Raw genomic sequence first — 19,773 nt, forward strand, 5'->3', positions numbered from 1 at the left:
TCGAGTTTTTCTAAATGCTCTCGTCCACCAAAAAGGAAAATGTGTTCAGCGATATGCCCAAGGGCGCGGCAGCCAGTGCGCAGCTCTACAGTTTGATCGAGACCGCCAAAGCAAATGGTCAAGAGCCTTATGCGTGGCTACGCCACGTACTGGAAAAAGGGGACAGATTTATTTTTTGATTTTTTGCTACGCTGAAAGCTTCCACGGAGGAGGAATCACATATGCCCAGGATGGGACGTATTGTTTTACCGAATTACCCACACCATATCGTACAACGCGGTCATAACCGTCAGGTGGTGTTTGCCGTCGCCGAGGATTATCAACGCTACCTTACGGATCTGCGTGAGCTTAAGGATGCATTTGGCGTAAAGGTCTACGCCTATTGCCTGATGACCAACCATGTCCATCTGTTGCTGGCTCCGGGGGAGTCGGTCGCTGGGTTGGGGCAGTTGATGAAGGTTCTGGCGGCACGTGCGACGCGCTACCGCAATCGGTTGGAGGGGCGTTCAGGCACTTTATGGGAAAGCCGTTACAAATCCAGTGTGGTGCAGTCGGATTCTTACTTGCTTGCCTGTTGCCGTTACATCGAGCTGAATCCTGTACGGGCTCGTATGGTGGCTGATGCTGCGGATTACCCATGGTCGAGTTATCGAGCCCGGGTAGGTAATGTGCCAGACGGCCATTGGCTGGATGCTGATCCATGCTTTGTTGCTCTGGGTAATACAACTGCGGAGCGTTGTCGTCGGTATGAGGCGTTCGTACGCCAAGCCGTTCCAGCGGATGAGATCGGATTGATTAGAGATGCTTTGCAGCGAGGCCAGTTAACGGGGACGAGCCGTTTTGTGGACGAGGTAGAGCGGATTGTTGGTGTACGAATAGAGCAGCGAGGGCAGGGCCGGCCAAGGATTGATTTGGAAAAATAAATCTGTCCCCTTTTTTCGCAATAAATCAGTTCTTTTCAAAGTGGGAAGAAGCGCCTAGTCGACCCATGTTTAAGGTCGGTCTGGCGGAGGAAGATTATCGCCTTTGTCATTTATTTGCCAAGCAGATCGCCAAGTATTGGAGCGATGCATTATCTGACTGTTTTCCGGATAAGGTATTTCAGTTCGAAACTGCTGATGATCTTCTGGATGAATATGGGGTTTGTCTGACATTTTGGCAGCTGTAGCTGTGAGAACCGCGTGAAAAAGGGGACAGATTTGAATGGCACTTACTTAACGGCTAACTAGCTGATATACCTGCAAAAAAAGGCGGACCTTGGACTACGGTTCTTCAGGGGCAGACCACATATCTGTGTAGATTTTAGATGTGAAACTTGGTTGGTACCCAAGAGCCCCGATCTGCGGGTTTGCTCGCGAGGATGTTGATTTGTTGCAGGTAGGAAAGCTCGCTTTCGTGTGATTCATCCCTTGGACAGTTCGGTCATCCTCTTGGCGCGTGCGAATACTCCCATCGCTTTGGCGATGTAGCTTGCATCGTCGGTTTCCCGGGCATCTCTCATGAACTCCGCAATGGCCTCTGGAGTGCTGAGATATTCTGCGGGGTCAAACTCTGTAAAGATCTCAATCATGTTGCTCTCCGCGTATGTGAAAAACGGGCGACCCAAAGGTCGCCCGTTTTCGTTATTCAGCAGCTTGCGCTCGCAGCCGCCTCCCAATCACGTCCATCACATCACACCCATCGCGCAACGCTATCGTCAGCATCTTGCAAAAGTCCGAAAGCACTACCGTATCGGAGCTGATATCCGTGCGGAAGGCGATGTTTTCCAGCAGTTGAGTCACGGTGCGGATGCGGTAGTCGGCGGTTTCGAAGAGAACATCGAGCGGGGCTTCGGTATCGATGAGCAACGTTGCGGGGACGCAGTCGATGCCAGTGATGGGCATGTATCGATTCATTTTGAAGATCTCTGTTTGATTGGCTGAAAGCCATCACTCAGTCGTCGCCAAACGATTGGGTGGTGGCTGTGCGCAGGTTGGCGAACCGGTTACAGAGAAAACCGGCAGATCAGAAGATCTCCCGCGCACAGCCGCCGTGGAATATAGCGGCTTTGCGGGTGCGTCGGTACCTGCAATCAGCTGGTAGCTTTCGCATTCTCTGTAATCGAGTCGCCAAACCCGAATCGCCTTTTTGGGCGACGAGGGACTATAGGCTGGCCTGCTCCACTGCCACAAGACACCGCTTTCCGAGCTTCATGTAGGACGTTTGGCCTGGCATTTGTCGGCTTAAAGCGGGCGACTGCTGCGCAGTCGAGCGGGAGCAAGCGCCCTCGCCACGGGATCGCGCTCGACTGGGCTGGCTGGCGCATCAACTGTGGCAGCAGCCATGGGGCTTGGCCTCTTCGTATTTATCGTGATGCCGCACCCAGTCCATGATTTCGTCTTCGTTGCGGCCTTTGGGCGTCAGGTCGAGGTAGTTGTAAGTGCCGACCAGGATGTCCAAACCGCGAGCGTAGGTGGAGTAGGTGTGGAAGATGTCGCCGGCTTCGTTGCGATAGAAGACGCTCAGGCCTGGGAGTTCGCCTTCGGTGGTGTCGGTTTGTTCGTAGTTGTAGGTGGCTTTTCCAGCGGCGGTGTCTTCGGTTTTGAGGCTGACGCCGAAGTCGTAGTTGAAGTCGCAGCCTTCCGACGAGACCCAGTCGAAGGCCCAGCCCATGCGGCGTTTGAAGGGCTGGAATTCGGCGTAGGGGGCGCGGGAGACGGCGACCACGGCCACGTCGTGGTGGGCCAGGTGTTGGTTGGCGCCGTCGATGTGGTCGGAGAGGAAAGAGCAGCCCTGGCAGCCTTCTGTCCAGCCGGGGCCGAACATGAAGTGGTAGATGATCAGTTGGCTGCGGCCGCCGAACAGGTCGGCCAGGCTCAGTTCGCCGTGGGGGCCTTGGAAGCGGTAGGGTTTGTCGATTTTTACCCAGGGCAGGGCGCGGCGTTCGGCGCTGAGTTTGTCCCGTTCGCGGGTGAAGGCTTTTTCGTGGGCCAGGTGTTCGCGGCGGGCGGCGAGCCATTCTTCCCGCGAGACGACTGGATGGTTCTCTACGTTCATGGTGGTTTCTCCTGTGGTCAGAGCCGTGAAATCGGCCTTCAACAGTTGGTCGTTTGGCCTCGGAGCAATTCGACAGGCCGTTGGTCGGCTCAAGGTTGAGACCGCCCGGAAACCCGGCTGAACGGCGGCGCGGCGCCTCGGTCACAACCTAGGTAGGCATCTCACTCTTTGGAGGATGGACCAGGATGACGACTTATAACTGGGACTTGATCGAACGGTTGTTGCACGAAGTGCAGAACGGCGCCGGCCACAGCTTTACCCCTCGACCTTATGCGGAGCTGTACGCGGCGGAGAAAGCAGCCGCAGGCGAGGCGATCGAGAACCTCGATCATCTGAAGGCGCTCGCCGGGGAGTATGAAAAGGTGCTGCTGGAGCGTGGCTATATCGAGCCGCGGCCGGAGGAAGAGGGCGGCAACGGCGAGAATTTTGTGCTGACGCCGCGGGGCTCGCGGTTGTTGAGCCTGATTGATAGCAGCATCCCGGGCAATGATCATCCGCGCCAGGTTTTGGATGAGCAGGAGGATGCGCTGGATGAGTTTACCTTTGATGATTTGGCTTCTAAGGCGCAGATTGCCTGACAGGTACAGGTCGGCACTGATTCCAAATGTGGGAGCGAGCCTGCTCGCGATAGCGGCCTGACAGTCATAGATGAGTTGCCTGTCAGAATGCTATCGCGAGCAGGCTCGCTCCCACAGATGGATCTGTGGTGGGCTTCAGGGCTGTGTTGCTTTCAGGCACTTCAAGTCAGTGAAATCCTTCTTCACCCCGTCGATTTTCTTCAGCAGCCGTTCGCGCTGGGGTGGGGTGCTTTCGGCCATCAGGTCCACCAGCAGGCTGCGGGCCTGGGCTTCGGTTTTGCTGAAGGCTTCTCGGTAGGCGGGCGTCCAGAGGCTTTCGCGGTTGACCAGCAACTGCTCGATGCGTTTGGGGAAGTCGGGGCTGTGGCGTTGGGCCACGGCTTCGCTGAACTGGTTTTGCCAGTGGGCGCGGTTGGCGATCCATTGCTGGTTCTGGTCGCCGAGGGCGGTGGACCACGCCACGACGCGCTGGCGTTGGGCGATGTTGAGCGGGCCGAGCCAGTCGTTCAGGCGTTTTTCCATGCGTTCGCTGCGTTGTTGGATCTGCTCCTGCAACGTCGGCTTGAGGTATTGCTGCTGGCGTTTGCGCTGGTCCTTGACGAAGGCGGCGTCCATGTCATCGACTTGGTCGTCGCTCAGGCCTTGCAGCAGTTCGATGGCCGAGGGAGTGATTGCCCGGGCGGTTTCGGCGATGGCGGCCTTGGCTTCCAGGGTGCGTTGTTGCAGGGCCTCGTCAGTTACCTGGTCGGTCTGCACCATGGTCTTGAGGCGATCCAGCCAGTCGAGGTAGCCGGGCAGTTGCGTGGTGCAATGCCAGCTCAGGTGTTCCTTGAGACGTTCGTTGAACCAGTCCTTTTTCTCGCCGTTGATCTCCAGGTAATCGTTAAGCGTCCAGGGAATGATCAGGTCGAGGTTGCGATAGGCCAGGCCGATACGACTGCAGGCGGTGACGGCCAGCAGCAGGGCGATGAGCATGGCAGTGCGGGTTAACCAGCGCGACATGAGCGAGTCCTTGCGAAGGCATAGGTGCTTTGTTGGAGCATCGCAGACGCGCGGCAGTTCAGCCGATTAAATGCGTAACGCTTAGTAAAAAGGGTGGGCCATCTTGAGGGTCAGCAGGCTGTCGCATTCGCTGTTGTGGCCGGAGTATGCCGAGCAACTGCTGCCGCTGAGGCTTGAGTCGCTGTAGATCAGGTCCAGGTCGATGCCCTTCCACGGACGGGAAATTTTCAATGACCAGTCGCTGAAACTGCCTACGTAGCCGTTCTCGACCGAGACTGGCGTGTTGAGCTGGTGGGTGGTGTATTTGGCGCTGATGCCAATGCCAAACGGCACGTTGCCGCCCAGGTCGGCAAACAGTGTGCTGTTCTGTTTGTCCGGATCGTTGCTCAGGGCCGCGCCGAAACGGCTGCCGAGCACGGTCAGGCCGCCGTAGAACTCCTGGCTGTCGAGGGTATCGACGGTGGGGTAGCTGTAATGGATCAGGCCGACTTCGTAGCCCAGGGTCTGGTCGAAGGGTTGTTTAAAACCCATGTAGGAATCGACCTCCAGATCGGCGGATAGGCCGGCGCTGGGTGACCACTGGCCGACGTACCAGCCGCTGTCGTGGCTCAGGTCAAGGCCGCCATGAAACGAACCGGTGCTCGACGGCGTGACCAGGCCCTGGGCCATGCTGCGGCTGGGGGTGGTGCCGAGCTTGAGGTCGAAGTCGCCGAGTTCGCGCTGGAACACCTGCCCTTGGGCGAGGGAACAGGTCAGCAGGCTGATCATCAGCAGAACGGTAGGGGCGCGCATGCTTCACTCCATGAAAAGCGAGAAGCAGGATCGGTAATTGAGCTGAAACGCTTGGGCTAGAGAGGTGCAAGCATACCGGCGAATGCTCGGCAGCGAAGGCCGTTCGTCGATTCATCGGAAATGGGTGGGGCGGGGGAGGGTTCCAGTCCAAGCGCTTCGAAGCTCAAAGCGCTTTGGGACCAGGTGACGCGCAGGTTACTTCTTGCCCAGGCTGATCTGCTTGGACGGGCCGAATGTCTGGCCGCTGACGCCTTTGGCAATTTGCTGGATCTCGCCGCCGGACTTGAGGAACGCAGCGATCTGGTCGTTGATCGACTCGCTGGTTTCAACGGCTGGAGCTGGCTTTGCTTTGCTGTTGGATGCTTTTACGCGCATGACGGCCATTAACCTGTAGATAATTAATTGGGCCAGGCATCGTACAGGAAATACTTGACAATTGCTTGGCAAATATCCTTCTGAATGATCGTTGTCGTGATGGGAGCCTTCAGCCGTTATTCGGAAATAATTGCCCTAAGTCGCTGTTTTAAATAACAACCGTGAGAAAAATATCGCACCAGGCGCGGACGGTACGCACGGTCGCCGGCCTGACGAATGGCCGCCCCTGGGGCGAAAACCCAGGAAAATCAAGGGTTGTGCCGGGCCTTGTCGGCAAACCTTGCCGGCGGCCACGAATCGTGCCGCAAAACCGGGTAGAATGCCGCCCACGCAATGAGGGTATTGGAAATGGCTTTAGTCGGGCGCTACAACAGTTTGCAAGTGGTTAAACACACTAACTTCGGTTTATATCTGGACGGCGGTGCGGACGGCGAAATCCTGCTGCCCAATCGATATATTCCCAAGGATATTCCCAGCGAAGATGAAGATTGGCTCAATGTTTTCATTTATCTGGACAGCGACGACAAACTGATCGCCACCACGGAAAAACCCAAGGTCCAGGTCGGTGAGTTCGCCAGCCTGAAAGTGGTTGAGGTCAACAGCATCGGCGTGTTCCTGGACTGGGGCCTGCCCAAGGACCTGTTGCTGCCGTACTCCGAAGAAAAACGCCAGATGACCGCCGGCGAATACTGCGTGGTGCACGTCTACCTCGACAAGCACACCCGCCGCATCACTGCCACGGCGCGCCTGGATCGTTACCTGGACAAAACCCCGGCCAACTACACGCCGGGCCAGGAAGTGGATTTGCTGGTCGCCGAAGCCACCGACATGGGGTTCAAGGCGATCATCAATAACAAGCACTGGGGCCTGATCCACAAGAATGAAATCTTCAAGTTCATGCGCGCGGGTAAACAGGAAAAAGGCTTCATCAAGGAAATCCGCCCGGACGGCAAGATCAGCCTGAGCCTGCAGCCTGTCGGCCAGGAAGCGGCCACCAGCCTGAATGCGAAGATCCTCGCCAAGTTGCGCGAGAACAGCGGCACGCTGGCGGTCAGCGACAAGAGTGATCCGGCACTGATCAGCAGCCTGTTCGGCGTGAGCAAGGGCAACTTCAAGAAGGCCATTGGTGCGCTGTACAAGAATGGGCAGATTGTCATTCATGCCGATCGCATTGAATTGATCTAACTGCACGCCTCCCTGTGGCGAGGGAGCTTGCTCCCGCTGGGCTGTAGGAGCTGTGTAGGAGCTGTGTAGGAGCTGTCGAGTGTAACGAGGCTGCGATCTTTTCCAGCGCCAATTGAGTCCCGAGCGAAAGATCAAAATCAAAAGATCGCAGGCTTCGCCAGCTCCTACATAGCCCAGCGGGAGCAAGCTCCCTCGCCACGGGCGCTCATCTCTGTATACAAACTCCTGCACCTTTAGCATGCATCCACGCCCTGTTCGTGGGCGCATGCCTGCTCCTGCTCGACTTTAACTCCCGCTACACACCCCGGTTTGTCTAACATTCCACGTCTATGGCACGCATTCTGCGTAGCAACGCGTATACAAACCATGCCGGCTCCCGTGCGCAGTATGGTGAGCAGGTCGATACGGGGGCACGGCGGTACTCAAAAGGAGCCCCGCAATGTCCGAGCAATTGCCCAACGGCTACAGCCCCCGCCTCTATAACGAAGACTTGGGCCCGCTGCCGCAGAAATGGAATTGGTACAACATCTTCGCGTTCTGGATGAGCGATGTGCACAGTGTGGGCGGTTATGTGTTTGCCGCCAGCCTGTTCGCGTTGGGCCTGGCGAGTTGGCAGGTGTTGATTGCCTTGCTCGGCGGGATCTGCATCGTGCAGTTGATCGCCAACCTGGTCGCCAAGCCGAGCCAGCAGGCGGCGGTGCCGTATCCGGTGATCTGCCGGTTGGCGTTCGGCGTGTTCGGGGCGAATATTCCTGCAGTCATTCGTGGCTTGATCGCCGTGGCCTGGTACGGGATTCAGACGTACCTGGCCTCCAGTGCGCTGATCATCGTGGTGTTGCGGTTTTTTCCTTCGATGGAAGCCTACGCGACGCCGCATTTTGCCGGCTTGTCCTACCTGGGTTGGTTCGGTTTCCTCAGCCTGTGGTTTGTCCAGGCGCTGGTGTTCTGGACCGGCATGGAATCGATCCGGCGTTTCATCGATTGGGCCGGACCGGTGGTGTATGCGGTGATGTTCCTGTTGGCCGGCTGGATCGTGTGGAAGGCCGGTTGGAGCAACATCAGCTTCACCCTGGCGGAAAAGTCGCTGTCCGGCTGGCAAGCGTTTGGCCAAGTGATCGTGGCGACGGCCCTGGTGGTGTCGTACTTTTCCGGCCCGACCCTGAACTTTGGCGATTTCAGCCGTTACTGCAGGAGCATGTCTGACGTGCGCCGGGGCAATTTCTGGGGGCTGCCAGTGAATTTCCTGGCGTTCTCCCTGGTCACCGTGGTGATTGTTTCCGGGACCTTGCCGGTGTTCGGTGAAATGCTTCACGACCCGATTGCCACCGTGGCGCGCATCGACAACGATGTGGCGGTCTTGCTGGGCGCCTTTGCCTTCGTGACCGCCACCATCGGCATCAACATTGTCGCCAATTTCGTCTCTCCGGCGTTCGACTTCGCCAACGTCGCCCCCAGCAAGATCAGCTGGCGCGCCGGCGGCATGATCGCAGCGGTGGCCTCGATTTTCATCACGCCGTGGAACCTGTTCAACAACCCTGAAGTGATCCACTACACCCTGGATGTGCTGGCAGCGTTCATCGGCCCGCTGTTCGGGATCCTGCTGGTGGATTACTACCTGATCAAAAAACAGCAGATCGACGTCGATGCGCTGTTCGATGACGGGCCGAGCGGGCGTTATTACTACAGCGGCGGCATCAACTGGACCGCGGTCAAGGCATTGGTCCCGGCGACGCTGATGGGCGTGGCGATCACCTTCACGCCGCTGCTGCAACCGATGGCCAACTTTGCCTGGTTCACAGGTTGTTTCCTCGGCGGGGTGTTGTATTTCGCCTTGGCCCGACGTGAGCCCGCCGTGCAGTCGAGCAAGGCATTCAGCCCGGCCGGCCAGGCCTGATCAACGCAGGGCGGTCTGGGCGCAAGGGCTTGCCGCGCCCCGGCTGGCGGGCCGCAGCAACAGGCCGCCGGCCAGCAGCAAACCGCTGCCGGCAATGATCAACGCCGGTTGCAGGCCGCCGCTGAAATGGCTGCTCAACGCCGCCAGCAAGGGCCCGCTGAGCTGGCCCACGGCAAAGCAGGCGGTCAACAGCCCGGCGTTGCGCTGGGTGGCGTGGGGCGCCAGTTCCCGAGAGCGCAGCATCACCAACTGCATGCAGGCCAGGAACGGCGCGCCACACAGGATTACTCCCAACGCCAGCCCCGGCCCGCTGCCCAGCAGGCAGGCAAACACCCCGGCGGCTTGCAGCCAGAGCGTGCCGATCAGCCAGCGACCGGTGCTGTTCGGGTTCGGCCGCCGCAGGCTGACCAGCAACACGCCAATGGCGGCGGCCAGGCCGAAGCAGGGCCAGAACAGGTCGGCCAGCCACTGTCCGTGGAACTGCGCGGAGGCCATTTGCGACAGGAACGTGGCCGGAATGATGTAGCCCACGCCGTACAAGGCGTACACCACGCCGAGCCGAGCGATGCCTCGATTCGGCGAGGCGCTGACCGGCGCGGCAACGGTCGCGGTCGCGGCGGGTTGCGGCAGGATCGGCAAAATCATCAGCAACATCGCCAGCGCCACGCCGGCGTACACCAGCCACAGGGTCGCGGAGGTCTGGCCCAGCAGGTTCGAGCCCAACGCCAACAAACCTGTCAGAAAAATCCCCAATCCAGGTCCGGCAAATACCAGGGCGCCGAGCCGTGGCCGTCCCGTCGCTGCGGCCAAAGGTTGGCTCAGGGCGGTGATCATCACCATCACCCAAGCGCTCGCCACGCCGGTGCCAAAGCGCAATGCCAAGTGCGGCCAGAACCCCCAGGCCCAAAACGACGCCAAGGTCAGCAGCACGCACAGCCACAGGCCGCCGAGCAACCGTCGCCGCACCTGTTCAGGACGCCGGGCGAACATGGCGTCCAGCGCGCCGAGGAAATAGCCCAGGTAGTTGGCGGCAGCAATCAGACCGGCGGCGGTCAAGTCGACCTGACCTTCGCCGATCAAATGAGGTAACTGCGGTGTAAGGGCGAAGCGGCCAATGCCCATGGCCATCATCAGGGCGATGAAACTGCCGAGCAGGCGAATTAGAGGTGACATGGTCGGTCTCCGGGTGTCGGGGCGAATGACCGTCAGGCTAGGACTGATTGACTTTCATTAAAAATGAATAATAGTGAGTAACTTGTTCTTTTTTGGAGAAGGTCATGGAGTTCAGCCAACTGCGGATTTTTCAGGCCGTGGCCGAGGAAGGTTCCATCACCCGGGCGGCCGAGCGCCTGCACCGGGTGCCATCGAACCTGTCGACCCGGCTCAAGCAGCTTGAAGAGCAACTGGGTGTGGACCTTTTCCTTCGCGAGCGTCAGCGTTTGCAGTTGTCGCCGGCAGGAAAAGTCCTGCTGGACTATGCGGCCAAGCTCTTCGCCTTGCACGACGAAGCCCACGCCGCCGTGCAGGGCGGGCAGCCGGCCGGGGATTTTCTGCTAGGCACGATGTACAGCACGGCGGCGACGCATCTGCCGGACCTGCTGGCGACTTATCATCGGGCGTATCCGGCGGTGAACCTGCAAGTGCAATCGGGGCCGAGTGGTGAACTGCTTGAAGGCCTGCTCACCAATCGGCTCGACGCGGCGTTGGTGGACGGCCCGCTGGAGCTGGCGGGGTTGGATGGCGTGCCGTTGTGCGACGAGCGGTTGGTGCTGATCACCGAGGCCGATCACCCGCCGGTGCGCAGTGCGTTGGACGTGCAGGGCCGTGCGGTGTTCACGTTCCGCCGTGGTTGCTCGTACCGGATGCGCTTGGAAGCCTGGTTTGCCCATGACCATGCAACCATGGGCCGGGCGATGGAAATCGAGTCTTACCAGGGGATGCTGGCGTGTGTGATCGCCGGGTCCGGGGTGGCGTTGATGTCCGAGTCGATGCTGGCGAGCCTGCCGGGCCGCGAGCGGGTGACGGTGCATCCGCTGGCCGAGCCGTTTGCCAGCGCCACCACTTGGCTGATGTGGCGTAAAGGCATGGTTGGGGCCAACTTGAATGCCTGGATTGAATTGCAGCAACAGGCCTGGCCGCGAGCGCCAATGATCACGGCGCAATCGGCTTGAACTCCGGGAGGTGGATTTGGATCAATTCAGTAACAGATCATTGCAAACTGAGACGAGCATTGCGTAGAACATCGGACTATTATCAGTGCGAAGGGGCCACAGAAATCTGCCGCTCGCACCACCCTGAGGGGGCACCACGATGAAAGAGAAAATCCAGAACTGGCTTCACGACTTGGGTGTCGCGCTTGGCCTGATCGAGCCGCCGATGCAGCCGGTACCGATCCGCACCGATGACGAGCAACGCCGCCGCCAACCGCGCCGCCGGTAAACCCACCAGGAATTTGGAGAGATCGCAGTTCCGGACCATTTCAATCGAGATGGCCCGGAACTGCGATCTTTTTATTGGCGATGTGAACCCCTGTGGCGAGGGAGCTTGCTCCCGCTGGGCTCTGTAGGAGCTGGCGAAGCCTGCGATCTTTTGATCTTGATCTCGACTCAATTGTCAGTGGAAAGATCGCAGCCTCGTTGCACTCGACAGCTCCTACGGGCCGTAATCCTGCGAGGGCATGTTCCCTCGCCTCGGGTGCTGTGTCGTACCGGTCAAACCGCCTTGGCCACCACTTTCGGCCCTGGCGACATCAAGCTCACCAACACAAAACTCACCAGCGCCACGCTCAGGCTGTAGTAGATCGGCGTGTTCGCATCCAGGCCATCCTTGAACATGAAGAACAGTGCGGTCACGAAGCCCAGCGACATGCTGGTGATCGCGCCGGCGGTGGTGGCGCGTTTCCAGTAGATGGCGCCGATCAGCGGGATCAGCATGCCGCCCACCAACAGGTTGTAGGCCAGGGTGAGGGCGCTGATGACGTCGCTGACCACCAGGGCGATCACCAGGACCACTGCTCCCATCAGCAGGGTCGCGATGCGGTTTTCGTGGACGTCGCCACTGCCGCTTTCACGGCCCTGGCGCAGGCGGGGCAACAAATCCTGGACCACCGTGGTGGACGCGGCGAGCAGGCCCGCCGCGGCGGTGGACATCAAGGCCGCCAGGGCCGCGGCGATCACCAAGCCACGAATACCGTTGGGCAGGCTGGTCTGCACCACGCTGGCGAAAGCGTTGTTGACGTTCTCCAGGTCCGGCAGCAACACCTTGGCCGCCATGCCGATCAACGCCCCGGCCAGGCCGTACAGCACGCAGTACAGGCCGGCGGCGGTGCCGGCGACCTTGGCCACGCCTTCGCTGCGGGCGGTGAACACCCGTTGCCAGATGTCCTGGCCGATGAAGATGCCGAAGAAGTAGATCAGGAAGTAGGTGAGGATGGTGTCCCAGCCAATGGCGGTGAAGTCGAAGTAGCTGGCCGGCAATGCCGCTACCATTGCGTCCCAGCCGCCCGCGTCGCCGATGGACATCGGCATCAGCAGGAACACCAGGCCAACGGTCATGATCAGGAACTGCACGATGTCGGTGAGGGTCAGCGACCACATGCCGCCGATGGTGGAATACAGCACCACCACGCCACCGCCCACCAGGATTGACACCCAGAACGGCAGGCCGAACAGCACCTGCATCACGGTGCCGATGGCGATAGTCGAGGTGGCACCGATCATCAGCGCATACACCAGCATGATCAGCGCACTGGCCTGGCGCGCGGCCGGGTTATAGCGGCGTTCCAGCACTTGGGTCACGGTGTAGATCTTCAGCTTGAGCAACGGCTTGGCGAGGAACAGGCTCAGGCCGACGATGCCCAGGCCGATGGCGCCGCACAGCCAGAACCCGGAAATGCCGTAGACGTAGCCCAGGCGCACGGTGCCGATGGTCGATGCGCCGCCCAGCACGGTGGCGGCCATGGTGCCCAGGTAAAAGCCCGGGCCGAGGTTGCGCCCGGCGACGAGGTAGTCGTCACGGGTCTTGGCGCGGCGCATGCCGTACCAGCCGAGGGCGATCATGCCGGTGGCGTAGATGAGAACGACGATTAAGTCCAAAGCCATGGTGGCGTGTCTCCGATTGTCTTTTTTATGTACGGGATGAAGTGCTGCTGTCCCTGGCGAACGAGCTTTTGTGGCGAGGGAGCTTGCTCCCGCTCGACTGCGCAGCAGTCGCCGCTTTTCAAGTCGGAAAATCTGGGGTCGCTGCGCAACCCAGCGGGAGCAAGCTCCCTCGCCACGGGAATTGGTCAGTCAGGCGGTCTGCCGCAGTTCTGACGGGGTGAGCGGATCAGTGCTCCGCGGATCCCCCGGCCCATACACCGCCGCCGGTTCCGGAAACAGCCCCAGCAACGCCAGGTACACCACCGAGGCCAGGCCCAGGGTCACCGGCAGGCTGATGTCGATCCCGCCAGCCAGCTCCCCCAGCGGCCCGACGAACTGGCCCGGCAGGTTGACGAAGCACAACCCCACCAGCGCGCTGGGGATCCACGCCCCCAGGCCGCGCCAGTTCCAGCCGTGGCTGAACCAGTAGCGCCCGCCGGTTTCGCCGCGGGTGAACACTTGCAGGTCGTCCGGGCAGTAGAAGCCGCGGCGCACCAGCAGGCCGATGATCATGATCACCATCCACGGTGTGGTGCAGGTGATGATCAGCACGGCAAAGGTCGACACGCTCTGCACCAGGTTCGCTGCGAAGCGCCCGATGAAGATGAAGGCAATCGACAGCACGCCGATCAGCAACGTCGCCTTGACCCGCGACAGCACCCGCGGGAAGACGCTGGACATGTCCAACCCGGTGCCATACAGCGATGTGGTGCCGGTGGACATGCCGCCGATCACCGCGATCAGGCACACCGGCAGGAAGAACCACCCCGGCGACACCGCCAGCAGCCCGCCCACGTAGTTGTTGGCCGCGATGTAGTCCGGCGCCTTGATCGCCACGATGGTGGCGGTGGCGAGGCCGAACAGGAACGGGATCAACGTCGCCAGTTGCGCCGCGATCACGGCCAGCATGATGCGGCGCTTGGGCGTGTTGCGCGGGATGTAGCGCGACCAGTCACCGAGGAACGCACCGAAGGAAATCGGGTTGCTCATGGCCACCAGCGCCGCGCCGATGAAAGCAGCGTAGAAACCCGGCTGGCCGAGGCTGACCGTGCCGGCGAACTGGCTGTCGAAGCTCGGCGCGAAGGCAAAAATGCCCAGCAGGAACAGCAGGCTGGCGGCCCACACGGCGATGCGGTTGACCCACAACATGAAGCGGAAGCCGTAGATGCACACGGTCAACACCAGCAGGGCGAACAGGCCGTAGGCCAGGCCCAGGCTCAGGTCGGTTTCCGGCACGCCGATCAGCCGCTTGGCGCCGCCGATCAACGCATCGCCCGAACTCCACACCGACAGCGAGAAAAACGCGATGGCGGTCAGCAACGAGAGGAACGAGCCGACGATTCGTCCGTGCACGCCGAAATGCGCACCGGAAGACACCGCATTGTTGGTGCCGTTGAGCGGGCCGAACAGGCCCATGGGGGCGAGGATGATCGAACCCACCAACACGCCCAGCACAATCGCCCAGACACCGGCCTGGAAGGACAGGCCGAACAGCACCGGGAAACTGCCGAGCACGGCGGTGGCAAAGGTGTTGGCACCGCCGAAGATCAGTCGAAACAGGTCTCCCGGGCCAGCGGTGCGTTCATGGTCGGGAATCTGTTCGACCCCGTTGGTTTCAATCTGCGTAAGGCTTTTATCGTTATTGTTATGCATGATCTGCTCCGATCATCGAGGCGCGTTCATCGGATGTGAACGTCACCTGCTTGGCTAAGGGGGTGGCAGCCCTTCCGGCATTGCGGACAAATGTTCATGACAGGCCAGCCATAGGCCTTGTTGTTCTTGGCGAAACACAATGGTTTCGCGCTCCTGGCTAAAGTGAAGCTCCCCTTGCATGCGCAGCTGGGTGGCCACGTCATGGATGAAAATCGCCACGTCCCCTCGCAGGCTGACGAAGGCGTTGCTCGAAGTGCAATTCAGCACCTCGAAGCCATCCTCGGACCGCCAGCGATCCCACAACGCCTGGTAGGCATCGCGTGACAGCAGGGGGTGTTCGAGGGTGTAGAACACGAAACTCGCATCGGCCGTGAACGCACCGAAGTAGGCGTCGCGGTCATTGCGGGCGAAGGCCGACACCAGTTTTGCGGCGGCCTCGAGTATTTGATCGTGATCGTTCATGGCGACGCCTCAGCGATGCACTACGCCGGGCAGTACGCAGAGCATCTCGTACAGCAGGTTGGCGCCCAGCAGCGAGGTGTTGCCGGTGGTGTCGTACGGCGGCGAGACTTCTACCAGATCGCAACCGACCAGGTCGAGACCCTGGCAGCCACGGACGATCTCGATCGCCTGGATGGTGGTCAGACCGCCGATTTCCGGAGTGCCGGTGCCGGGCGCCCAGGCCGGGTCGATGCCGTCGATGTCGAAGCTCAGATACACCGGGCCGCCGCCGACTTTCTCGCGCACTTCGGCCATCAACGGCGCCAGGGATTTGTGCCAGCACTCTTCGGCCTGGACCACGCGGAAACCCTGGTTGCGGCTCCAGTTGAAATCCTCGGCGGTGTAGCCCTGGGCGCGCAGGCCGATCTGCACCACGCGGTCGCAATCGAGCAGGCCTTCTTCCACGGCGCGGCGGAAGGTGGTGCCGTGGGCGATTTTCTCGCCGAACATGTGGTCGTTCACATCGGCATGGGCGTCGATGTGCACCAGGCCGACCTTGCCGTGTTTCTTGTGGATCGCCCGCAGGATCGGCAGGGTGATGGTGTGGTCGCCCCCCAGAGTCAGGGGGATGACGTCGTGTTCGAGGATCTTGTGGTACGACTCTTCGATGATCCGTACCGCGTCCAGCAGGTTGAAGGTGTTGATCGCCACGTCACCGATGTCCGCCACCGACAGCGAGTCGAACGGCGCCGCACCGGTGGCCATGTTGTAGGGGCGGATCATCACGGATTCGGCGCGGATCTCCCGCGGCCCGAAACGGGTCCCGGCGCGCAGAGAGGTGCCGATGTCCAGCGGCACGCCGACGAACGCGGCGTCGAGGCCGGCAGCGGTTTGCAAATGGGGGAGTCGCATCATGGTGGCGATGCCGCCGAAGCGCGGCATTTCGTTGCCGCCCAGTGGTTGGTGAAGAATCTTGTCCACGGGTAGGGCCTCATCGTTGTTTTATTTATCAGGGGCCGATTCTGCGAAATGCCGTTGCCGTGAAGAATCGCTGGCGGCAAATACTTAGTTCAGATTTTTCTAAACTAATGCGCGATGGGGCGATAGACTCCGCAACAACGCAATTCAGGGGACATGATGCCCCCCTGTGGCGAGGGAGCTTGCTCCCGCTGGGCTGTAGGAGCTGTGTAGGAGCTGTGTAGGAGCTGTGTAGGAGCTGTGTAGGAGCAGTGTAGGAGCTGTGTAGGAGCTGTCGAGTGCAACGAGGCTGCGATCTTGTCCCAGCCACTTGAGTCTCAAGCGAAAGATCAAGATCAAAAGATCGCAGGCTTCGCCAGCTCCTACAGAGCCGAGCGGGAGCAAGCTCCCTCGCCACAAAGGCGCGACAAGTTCTGTCTATGTGTGATCCGGAGACATCCCCAATGGCCAACGCTCTACCCGACCTGAAGCTGCTGCGCATTTTCGTCAGCGTGGTCCGGCACCAGGGCTTCGCCAACGCCCAGCACGAGCTCAACCTGTCCACGTCGGCCATCAGCACATACATGAGCCAGCTGGAATCGGCCCTGGGCCTGGTGCTCTGTCATCGCGGCCGGGGCGGGTTCAGCCTGACCAGCAAGGGCGAGCTGTTCCATCAGGAAACCCTGCGCCTGTTGGGCGAGCTCGAAGGCTTCGAGCAGTACGCCGCCGCGCTCAAGGGCGAACTGCGCGGCACGCTGAACCTGGGGGTGATCGACTCTACCGTCAGCGACAAGGCCTTGCCGTTCGCCGAAGCCATCGGTGCCTACAGCCAGGAGCATCCGGCGGTGCATTTGCACCTGTCGGTCCTGAGCCCTTACGAGCTGCAACTCGGCGTGCAGGACAACCGCCTGGACCTGGCCATCGGGGCGTTTTCCACGCGCATGAGCGGGCTGGTCTACATGCCGCTGTACCGTGAGCAGCACTGGTTGTATTGCAGCAATCGCCACCCGCTGTTCAACGAGCGGCGCATCCCCGAACAAGTCATCACCCAGCAGCGCATGGTCGGGCGCGGTTACTGGAGCCAGGCCGAACTGGCCCGCCACGGCTTCAAGCACAGCGCCGCCACAGTGGAAAGTATGGAGGCGCAGTTGATCCTGGTGCTGTCCGGTGCCTACGTCGGCTACTTGCCCGAGCACTACGCCCAGGCCTGGGTCGACAAGGGCGACTTGCGCGTGCTGCTGCCGGCGACTTTCGGCTATCAGGCGCCGTTTTCGATGATCGTGCGCCGTGGCCGCAGCCGCGAGCCGCTGATCCAGACCTTCCGTGATTTGCTCAAAGCTCAACTGAACCAGGCCTGACCATGTCCAGACTCCAATGCCCCCATTGCCTCAGGCCGCAAAGCCATTGCCTATGCCCGTTGATCCCCAGCCTCGACAGCCGCACCCGCGTCTTGCTGTTGCAGCATCCCAGTGAAGTGAACCACGCCCTGAACACCGCCCGGCTGGCGGCGTTGGGGCTGCGCAATGCCGAACTGATCGTGGGCGAGGTGTTCGAGGATTTATCCCGGTTGCTCAACCAACCGGGTTATCGGGCGCGGTTGTTGTTCCCGGCTGATGATTCACAGCCGCTGCAAACCTATGCGCCGTCCGATGAGCCGCTGCTGTTGGTCGTGCCCGACGGCACTTGGCGCAAGGCACGCAAGCTGTTGCACCTCAACCCGTTGCTGGCGGCGTTGCCGAGGGTGACGTTGGCCGACGGCGGCGTGTCTCGCTACCGCTTGCGCAAGGCGCCCGGGCCGGGGGCGTTGTCGACGGTGGAGGCGATTGTTCAGGCCTTGCAGGTCCTGGAAGCGCCGGCCAGCTTCGAGCCGTTGCTGAGGCCGTTCGAGGCGTTGATCGAGGGGCAGATTGCGGCGATGGGGGAGGAGACCTATCTGAAGAACCATGGTGGGGAATAGAGGCCCTGTGGCGAGGGAGCTTGCTCCCGCTCGATGGCGCAGCCATCGCAAAACCAACCGACGCGGTCTGTCTGATACACCGAGGTGAAGGGTTTGGGGCCGCTTCGCAGCCCAGCGGGAGCAAGCTCCCTCGCCACAGGGTTAAGTGAGTCCGGATCAGCGTTCGCGCATCGCCTCGGTCCGCGCCTTCAACACCGGCTTGAGCAGGTAATCCAGAACACTTTTCTCCCCGGTGATGATGTCCACCGTCGCCACCATTCCCGGAATGATCAGCAACGGTTTGGCATCCCCGCCCAGGTGATTTTTATCGGTGCGCACCTGGATCAAATAGAAGCTGTTGCCCTTGTCATCGGTGATGGTGTCGGCGCCGATCAGTTCGAGCTTGGCGCTGAGCCCGCCATAGATCGTGTAGTCGTAGGCGCTGAACTTGACCATGGCTTTCTGGCCCGGGTGCAGGAACGCCACGTCCTGGGGACGGACCTTGGCTTCGATCAGCAAGTTGTCTTCCAGGGGCACGATTTCCACCATGTCGTTGCCTGGCTGCACCACGCCGCCGATGGTGTTGACCTTCAGTTGCTTGATCACCCCATGCACCGGCGAGACCACCGTCGTGCGGGTCACGCGGTCGTCGATGGCGATGCTCGAGGCGGTGATTTTTGACAGTTCGGTGCGTTTCTCGTTGAGGTCCTTGGCCGCCTCGGAGCGGAAGGTCTGTTCCGATTCGTCGATCTTGCTCTTGATTTCGTTGATCGCCGATTCGGCCCGGGGAATCGCCAGGGTGGTGGCGTTGAGCGAGCCACGGATTTCCACCGCGCTGCGCTTGAGCCGCAGGATCTCCACCGGCGACACCGCCCCGGTGCGCACCAGCGGGGCGGACATGTTCATTTCTTCCTGCAGCAAGGCCAGGGCAGAGCTGAACTGGCCTTGCTTGGAGCGAAACTCCGCCAGTTCCTGGGTCTTCTGCCGCAGTTGCTCGGTCAGGGTCCGTTGTTCGCTGGCCAGGCGCCGCTGGCGTTGTTCATACAGCGAGCGTTCGTCCTCGGCCACTTGCGGGGCCTTGGCAGTGACCTCTGCCGAGAGCGCGAAGGGCCGCCCTTCAGCTTCGGCCGACAGGCGCTCGACCTGGGCCGTCAGGGCATAGCGGTCCGCCTCGCTCTCGCCCTTGTTCGACAGGAACCGCGTATCGTCGAGGCGCAGCAGGGTGTCGCCCTTGTTCACCATCTGGCCTTCACGCACGAATATCTCGGTGACGATGCCGCCCTCCAGGTTCTGGATCACCTGGATCTTGCTCGACGGGATCGCCTTGCCTTCGCCGGTGGTGACCTCCTGCAAGACCGCCAACTTCGCCCAGACCAGCCCGGTGATGATCAACCCGGCGGCCAACCACACGGTCACCCGCGAGCGCCGGGGCGAATCCTGCAGCGTGGCGCCGGCGGTTTCCGGCATGAACTCGCTTTCGGCGCTTTTGCTGAAACTGCCGAAGTAGCTTCGGGCGGCTGAATCCGGTGTTTGAGCAGACATGGGGCGGTACCCGTTGGTGAGAGAAAATAAAGCCGAAGACGATTATTGCAATGAGGCAGAACACTGCTTTTGTGGCGAGGGAGCTTGCTCCCGCTGGGCTCTGTAGGAGCTGGCGAAGCCTGCGATCTTTTGATCTTGATCTTTCGTTCTCGACTCAATTGCCAGTGGAAAGATCGCAGCCTCGTTGCACTCGACAGCTCCTACATCCGAGCGGGAGCAAGCTCCCTCGCCACAGGTGTTAAC

The 19,773-nt window shown here is 60.7% G+C and carries 20 protein-coding genes and 2 pseudogenes; 10 read left to right on the forward strand and 12 right to left on the reverse strand.

Features of this window, described 5'->3' with window-relative positions; genetic code table 11:
- Window positions 1-29: 29 nt before the first annotated feature.
- From AD659_RS29125 to AD659_RS08390, 3 genes and pseudogenes are all read left to right on the forward strand, one after another.
- A pseudogene (locus AD659_RS29125) lies at window positions 30-158 on the forward strand (transposase domain-containing protein); the annotation flags it as partial.
- 63 nt (window positions 159-221) lie between these two features.
- Window positions 222-923, forward strand: a complete 702-nt coding sequence (locus tag AD659_RS29130) for a transposase (RefSeq protein ID WP_082343534.1) — start codon at window positions 222-224, stop codon at window positions 921-923.
- A gap of 65 nt (window positions 924-988) precedes the next feature.
- Window positions 989-1,168, forward strand: a complete 180-nt coding sequence (locus AD659_RS08390; protein ID WP_231987733.1) for a hypothetical protein — start codon at window positions 989-991, stop codon at window positions 1,166-1,168.
- A gap of 240 nt (window positions 1,169-1,408) precedes the next feature.
- Here the strand turns inward: AD659_RS08390 and AD659_RS08395 are convergent.
- The 3 genes and pseudogenes from AD659_RS08395 to AD659_RS08405 all read right to left on the reverse strand — a co-directional run.
- Window positions 1,409-1,570 (reverse strand): annotated as a pseudogene (locus AD659_RS08395) (helix-turn-helix domain-containing protein); the annotation flags it as partial.
- A gap of 52 nt (window positions 1,571-1,622) precedes the next feature.
- Window positions 1,623-1,895, reverse strand: coding sequence for a hypothetical protein (locus AD659_RS08400; RefSeq protein WP_053120172.1), 273 nt, complete (start codon window positions 1,893-1,895; stop codon window positions 1,623-1,625).
- 409 nt (window positions 1,896-2,304) lie between these two features.
- A complete protein-coding gene (locus AD659_RS08405) occupies window positions 2,305-3,036 on the reverse strand; it encodes a DUF899 domain-containing protein (protein ID WP_053120174.1) in 732 nt (243 codons plus the stop codon).
- A gap of 185 nt (window positions 3,037-3,221) precedes the next feature.
- Here AD659_RS08405 and AD659_RS08410 point away from each other — a divergent pair, with 185 nt between their 5' ends.
- On the forward strand, window positions 3,222-3,614 hold the full coding sequence (locus tag AD659_RS08410; protein WP_053120175.1) for a hypothetical protein: 393 nt from the start codon (window positions 3,222-3,224) through the stop codon (window positions 3,612-3,614).
- Window positions 3,615-3,749: 135 nt separating this feature from the next.
- Here AD659_RS08410 and AD659_RS08415 read toward each other — a convergent pair whose 3' ends face one another.
- The 3 genes from AD659_RS08415 to AD659_RS08425 all read right to left on the reverse strand — a co-directional run bounded on the left by AD659_RS08415 (window position 3,750) and on the right by AD659_RS08425 (window position 5,792).
- Window positions 3,750-4,616 carry a DUF6279 family lipoprotein gene (locus AD659_RS08415; RefSeq protein WP_053120177.1) on the reverse strand — a complete coding sequence of 289 codons (867 nt, stop codon included), beginning with the start codon at window positions 4,614-4,616 and terminating at the stop codon, window positions 3,750-3,752.
- An 81-nt stretch (window positions 4,617-4,697) separates the two neighbouring features.
- Window positions 4,698-5,408, reverse strand: coding sequence for a TorF family putative porin (locus tag AD659_RS08420; RefSeq protein ID WP_053120179.1), 711 nt, complete (start codon window positions 5,406-5,408; stop codon window positions 4,698-4,700).
- 195 nt (window positions 5,409-5,603) lie between these two features.
- On the reverse strand, window positions 5,604-5,792 hold the full coding sequence (locus AD659_RS08425) for a hypothetical protein (RefSeq protein WP_018607615.1): 189 nt from the start codon (window positions 5,790-5,792) through the stop codon (window positions 5,604-5,606).
- A gap of 339 nt (window positions 5,793-6,131) precedes the next feature.
- Here AD659_RS08425 and AD659_RS08430 point away from each other — a divergent pair, with 339 nt between their 5' ends.
- Together AD659_RS08430 and AD659_RS08435 are read left to right on the forward strand one after the other, a co-directional pair.
- Window positions 6,132-6,968 carry a CvfB family protein gene (locus AD659_RS08430; RefSeq protein ID WP_053120181.1) on the forward strand — a complete coding sequence of 279 codons (837 nt, stop codon included), beginning with the start codon at window positions 6,132-6,134 and terminating at the stop codon, window positions 6,966-6,968.
- Between the two features lie 439 nt (window positions 6,969-7,407).
- A complete protein-coding gene (locus tag AD659_RS08435; RefSeq protein ID WP_053120183.1) occupies window positions 7,408-8,862 on the forward strand; it encodes an NCS1 family nucleobase:cation symporter-1 in 1,455 nt (484 codons plus the stop codon).
- Here AD659_RS08435 and AD659_RS08440 read toward each other — a convergent pair whose 3' ends face one another.
- Window positions 8,863-10,035 (reverse strand): MFS transporter, encoded by a 1,173-nt coding sequence (locus AD659_RS08440; RefSeq protein WP_053120185.1) that lies wholly within the window; start codon window positions 10,033-10,035, stop codon window positions 8,863-8,865. It abuts the gene before it with no gap.
- Window positions 10,036-10,139: 104 nt separating this feature from the next.
- On the opposite strand from AD659_RS08440, the gene ptrR reads away from it, so the two are divergent.
- Complete coding sequence (gene ptrR / locus AD659_RS08445; RefSeq protein ID WP_053120186.1) at window positions 10,140-11,033, forward strand: putrescine utilization regulator PtrR; 894 nt, start codon at window positions 10,140-10,142, stop codon at window positions 11,031-11,033.
- 139 nt (window positions 11,034-11,172) lie between these two features.
- Window positions 11,173-11,301, forward strand: coding sequence for a PA1414 family protein (locus AD659_RS30345; RefSeq protein ID WP_003198971.1), 129 nt, complete (start codon window positions 11,173-11,175; stop codon window positions 11,299-11,301).
- Between the two features lie 272 nt (window positions 11,302-11,573).
- On the opposite strand, the gene AD659_RS08450 is transcribed toward AD659_RS30345, so the two are convergent.
- From AD659_RS08450 to speB, 4 genes are all read right to left on the reverse strand, one after another.
- The gene (locus AD659_RS08450) at window positions 11,574-12,962 is read right to left on the reverse strand and encodes a sodium:solute symporter family protein (RefSeq protein WP_053120189.1); all 1,389 of its coding nucleotides are present in this window, start codon (window positions 12,960-12,962) and stop codon (window positions 11,574-11,576) included.
- A gap of 189 nt (window positions 12,963-13,151) precedes the next feature.
- Window positions 13,152-14,657, reverse strand: coding sequence for a purine-cytosine permease family protein (locus AD659_RS08455; RefSeq protein ID WP_162277325.1), 1,506 nt, complete (start codon window positions 14,655-14,657; stop codon window positions 13,152-13,154).
- Between the two features lie 51 nt (window positions 14,658-14,708).
- On the reverse strand, window positions 14,709-15,116 hold the full coding sequence (locus AD659_RS08460) for a YybH family protein (protein ID WP_053120193.1): 408 nt from the start codon (window positions 15,114-15,116) through the stop codon (window positions 14,709-14,711).
- A gap of 9 nt (window positions 15,117-15,125) precedes the next feature.
- Window positions 15,126-16,076: an agmatinase gene (gene speB / locus AD659_RS08465; protein ID WP_053120195.1), complete on the reverse strand. Its 951-nt coding sequence runs from the start codon at window positions 16,074-16,076 to the stop codon at window positions 15,126-15,128.
- A 440-nt stretch (window positions 16,077-16,516) separates the two neighbouring features.
- Here speB and AD659_RS08470 point away from each other — a divergent pair, with 440 nt between their 5' ends.
- Complete coding sequence (locus tag AD659_RS08470; RefSeq protein WP_053120197.1) at window positions 16,517-17,410, forward strand: LysR family transcriptional regulator; 894 nt, start codon at window positions 16,517-16,519, stop codon at window positions 17,408-17,410.
- Window positions 17,411-17,412: 2 nt separating this feature from the next.
- Window positions 17,413-18,009, forward strand: a complete 597-nt coding sequence (locus tag AD659_RS08475; protein ID WP_053120199.1) for a tRNA-uridine aminocarboxypropyltransferase — start codon at window positions 17,413-17,415, stop codon at window positions 18,007-18,009.
- A gap of 156 nt (window positions 18,010-18,165) precedes the next feature.
- On the opposite strand, the gene AD659_RS08480 is transcribed toward AD659_RS08475, so the two are convergent.
- The gene (locus AD659_RS08480; RefSeq protein WP_053120201.1) at window positions 18,166-19,530 is read right to left on the reverse strand and encodes an HlyD family type I secretion periplasmic adaptor subunit; all 1,365 of its coding nucleotides are present in this window, start codon (window positions 19,528-19,530) and stop codon (window positions 18,166-18,168) included.
- Window positions 19,531-19,773: the final 243 nt, after the last annotated feature.

The organism is Pseudomonas thivervalensis, from assembly GCF_001269655.1.
GTDB classification, from domain to species: domain Bacteria; phylum Pseudomonadota; class Gammaproteobacteria; order Pseudomonadales; family Pseudomonadaceae; genus Aquipseudomonas; species Aquipseudomonas thivervalensis.

What these genes read in the sequence shown, in the direction of transcription:
- AD659_RS29130 (WP_082343534.1), top strand. Translation starts at nt 222, where the DNA reads ATGCCCAGGATGGGACGTATTGTTTTACCGAATTACCCACACCATATC.
- AD659_RS08390 (WP_231987733.1), top strand. Translation starts at nt 989, where the DNA reads ATGTTTAAGGTCGGTCTGGCGGAGGAAGATTATCGCCTTTGTCATTTA.
- AD659_RS08400 (WP_053120172.1), bottom strand. Translation starts at nt 1,895, where the DNA reads ATGAATCGATACATGCCCATCACTGGCATCGACTGCGTCCCCGCAACG.
- AD659_RS08405 (WP_053120174.1), bottom strand. Translation starts at nt 3,036, where the DNA reads ATGAACGTAGAGAACCATCCAGTCGTCTCGCGGGAAGAATGGCTCGCC.
- AD659_RS08410 (WP_053120175.1), top strand. Translation starts at nt 3,222, where the DNA reads ATGACGACTTATAACTGGGACTTGATCGAACGGTTGTTGCACGAAGTG.
- AD659_RS08415 (WP_053120177.1), bottom strand. Translation starts at nt 4,616, where the DNA reads ATGTCGCGCTGGTTAACCCGCACTGCCATGCTCATCGCCCTGCTGCTG.
- AD659_RS08420 (WP_053120179.1), bottom strand. Translation starts at nt 5,408, where the DNA reads ATGCGCGCCCCTACCGTTCTGCTGATGATCAGCCTGCTGACCTGTTCC.
- AD659_RS08425 (WP_018607615.1), bottom strand. Translation starts at nt 5,792, where the DNA reads ATGGCCGTCATGCGCGTAAAAGCATCCAACAGCAAAGCAAAGCCAGCT.
- AD659_RS08430 (WP_053120181.1), top strand. Translation starts at nt 6,132, where the DNA reads ATGGCTTTAGTCGGGCGCTACAACAGTTTGCAAGTGGTTAAACACACT.
- AD659_RS08435 (WP_053120183.1), top strand. Translation starts at nt 7,408, where the DNA reads ATGTCCGAGCAATTGCCCAACGGCTACAGCCCCCGCCTCTATAACGAA.
- AD659_RS08440 (WP_053120185.1), bottom strand. Translation starts at nt 10,035, where the DNA reads ATGTCACCTCTAATTCGCCTGCTCGGCAGTTTCATCGCCCTGATGATG.
- ptrR (WP_053120186.1), top strand. Translation starts at nt 10,140, where the DNA reads ATGGAGTTCAGCCAACTGCGGATTTTTCAGGCCGTGGCCGAGGAAGGT.
- AD659_RS30345 (WP_003198971.1), top strand. Translation starts at nt 11,173, where the DNA reads ATGAAAGAGAAAATCCAGAACTGGCTTCACGACTTGGGTGTCGCGCTT.
- AD659_RS08450 (WP_053120189.1), bottom strand. Translation starts at nt 12,962, where the DNA reads ATGGCTTTGGACTTAATCGTCGTTCTCATCTACGCCACCGGCATGATC.
- AD659_RS08460 (WP_053120193.1), bottom strand. Translation starts at nt 15,116, where the DNA reads ATGAACGATCACGATCAAATACTCGAGGCCGCCGCAAAACTGGTGTCG.
- AD659_RS08470 (WP_053120197.1), top strand. Translation starts at nt 16,517, where the DNA reads ATGGCCAACGCTCTACCCGACCTGAAGCTGCTGCGCATTTTCGTCAGC.
- AD659_RS08475 (WP_053120199.1), top strand. Translation starts at nt 17,413, where the DNA reads ATGTCCAGACTCCAATGCCCCCATTGCCTCAGGCCGCAAAGCCATTGC.
- AD659_RS08480 (WP_053120201.1), bottom strand. Translation starts at nt 19,530, where the DNA reads ATGTCTGCTCAAACACCGGATTCAGCCGCCCGAAGCTACTTCGGCAGT.